Source organism: Streptomyces sp. RGM 3693 (assembly GCF_050471125.1).
Taxonomy (GTDB): Bacteria; Actinomycetota; Actinomycetes; order Streptomycetales; family Streptomycetaceae; genus Streptomyces.
On sequence record NZ_JBMPPQ010000007.1, the window covers coordinates 1 to 2181 of the forward strand.

General features: G+C 65.2%; 2 protein-coding genes. One reads left to right on the forward strand and one right to left on the reverse strand.

Translation table 11 applies throughout. The features are described 5' to 3' along the window. Window positions 1–135: 135 nt before the first annotated feature. Complete coding sequence (gene ltrA / locus ACO0M4_RS41025; protein WP_430369029.1) at window positions 136–1566, reverse strand: group II intron reverse transcriptase/maturase; 1431 nt, start codon at window positions 1564–1566, stop codon at window positions 136–138. Between the two features lie 41 nt (window positions 1567–1607). Between ltrA and ACO0M4_RS41030 the strand changes: the two genes are divergently transcribed. Beyond that, a complete protein-coding gene (locus ACO0M4_RS41030) occupies window positions 1608–1898 on the forward strand; it encodes a hypothetical protein (protein WP_430369030.1) in 291 nt (96 codons plus the stop codon). The last annotated feature ends 283 nt before the right edge of the window (window positions 1899–2181 follow it).

The following is a 2181-nucleotide window of genomic DNA, read 5'->3' on the forward strand; positions in this document are numbered from 1 at the left end:
ACGGTGAAGTCGATCCGGGGCGCGGTTCCGGTCTCATCGACCAGCCCGTTTCCCCAGACCGCTTCCCGCACCCGGCGTGCCCGTTTCCGAGCACCGGGCGCTCCACAAGCCCTGTTCAGGACCTGTGTGTTGTCCTCATTCCAGGCTCGGCCACGGAGTCGGGATAACTGTTCCCCGGTAGCGGTAACGCGTGGTGGTCACCTTCGCCGGGTTGAACAGCTGTCGTTCCTCCGAGGCCGGCCACCATCCGACGTCGCAGTAGCGGTGCCTGAGGTCCTTCCAGGTGGCTCGGCGGTGCTTTCGGCGTAACCAGCTCCCAACCTGACGCCACGTGTAGAAGCTCAGGTAGGAGAAGGTCGCGCTGGACACGCCGGGCCGGAAGTAGACGCACCAGCCCTTGAGCGCCGGATTGAGCTGACGCAGCAGGGCATCGAGCGGCTGGCTCGTATCCGTCGTCCGGCACATCGTCCTGACCTTGCCCGTCATGGCCTTGACGGCGTTGCCCGACGGATAGGTGTAGATGAAGTGCCGGTTGCTGCCCCGCTTCCGGTGGCGCTGGATGCGCCAGCCGAGAAAGTCGAGGCCCTTGTCGATGTGGGTGATCAGGGTCTTCTCCGGTGACAGGCGCAGGCCCATCCCGGACAGGACTTCTGCGATCTCTTCCCGGAGGGCTTCGGCGTCGTCGTTCGTGCCCGACACCATCAAGCACCAGTCGTCCGCGTAGCGGACGAGCCGGTAGTTGGGCAGGCGGTGGCGACGGCGCTTGGCTCTCTCCGTCTGGCTTGAGGCGGGTCCGCCGGGTCCTTGAGCGATGTGCTCGTCCAGGACCGTCAGGGCTACGTTGCTCAGCAGCGGCGAAAGGATCGAACCCTGCGGGGTTCCGGCGCGGTTGTCTCGCAGCATGCGGTTCTCGCTGAGGATGCCTGCTTTGAGGAACGCCTTCCCCAGTGCCAGGACGCGCTTGTCTCCGATTCGTTCCCGCACCCGGTCCATCAGGGCCGTGTGCGAGATCTCGTCGAAGCATGCCGTGATGTCGCCCTCGACGACCCACTTGTAGGAGCGGGACGCGAAGTAGCGCACCTCAGCCACGGCGTCGTGAGCACGACGATTCGGGCGGAACCCGTAGGAACACGGGTAGAAATCCGCTTCGAAGATCGGCTCCAGCACCAGCTTCAAAGAAGCCTGCACCACTCGGTCGGCAATGGTGGAGATCCCCAGGCGGCGCAATTTGCCGCCCGCCTTCGGGATCATCCGTTCCCGCACCGGCAGCGGGCAGAAACTGCGGCCCTTGACCTGCGACCGCAGCCCGTCGAGGAAGTCCACGACGCCCTGCCCGGCCTCGATGGAACGGGCCGTGCGCCCGTCCACTCCGGCCGTGCGTGCTCCCTTGTTGCCCCGCACCCGATCCCACGCCACCAGAAGGAACGCAGGATCGGCAACGAGGTTGAACAGATCATCGAACCTGCGATGAGGGTCATCACGGGCCCAACAGTGCAGCTTGGTCTGGATCTTCAGTACCCTGCGCTCCGCTCCGAACAGAACGGAGTCAAGTTCGTCGGTATTCACCGGCGACAGCCTCCTGACTTTCCAGTACGTCCACTGCTGACTTGCTGGTCTCCTTCGCCGTGTACGCGCCTCTCGCGCGCTCGGACTACTACGAGACCTCCGCCCCGCCCAACGGCCATCAGTTGGCAACGGACCTGCCCGCCTCCGAACTGGCTGTCCGGCGGGAAGGGCAACCGCAGGCGGTTCCCACGTTCACCACAGAATCGATCAAGGAGGGAGGTGCCCACCTCTACCCCGACAGCCTCGCCATGCCTACGCCGCAGGCTTTCGACATGGCCTCCCCACCGGACCTAAAAACCGGCTTCGGAGTTGAACGCCACCCCGACGAGTGACAGTTCACGCGCTGCAACCCGGCCCATATCCGTCAGGTTTGAGCCGAGCGGGACACTTACGGGGCGTCAGACAGCGGTTCCTCTCGTACACCTTCTCCTCGCTGCTTGCCGGACCCGGACCGTCTGACAGTGCCGACCCGTCCCGTACGTTGTCGGGGCTGCTTCCCGCCGCCACCTGCGTTCCCACGTGGCGACTGCCCCCAGCTTCACCGAGCGGCTGCGACCACCCGGCGGTGGAGTCCTTTCACCTCCACTCGATTCCGTAGCGCCTCGTGGCGCACTT